Source organism: Acinetobacter psychrotolerans, from assembly GCF_048552595.1.
In the GTDB taxonomy this organism is placed as follows: domain Bacteria; phylum Pseudomonadota; class Gammaproteobacteria; order Pseudomonadales; family Moraxellaceae; genus Acinetobacter.
In genome coordinates, this window is sequence record NZ_JBIMDK010000089.1 from 1 (window position 1) to 215 (window position 215).

Sequence of the window (215 nt, forward strand, 5' to 3'; positions counted from 1 at the left end):
ACCGACGTTGTTGACTGTTGTGCTTGTGCTGGCATCGTTTGGATTGCTTTGTACTGTGTAGCTCGGTGCACTGATCGTACCTGTAGCAGCGTCATACTTTGACCCACCACCCAAGTTGGTGGCTGTGCTGTTGCCTAAAGCATCTGTGTTCGCGCCTGACGATGCTTCAAGTGCATCCAATTGGTCTTTGTTGACCGCATCTTTGCCCGCTACGC

1 protein-coding gene is annotated in these 215 nt (G+C 52.1%); it reads right to left on the reverse strand.

Annotated elements, in window-relative coordinates; all coding sequences use genetic code 11:
• Positions 1-215, reverse strand: a 215-nt coding sequence (locus ACG94X_RS16950) for a hypothetical protein (protein ID WP_419384823.1), incomplete at both ends; no start/stop codon positions are given.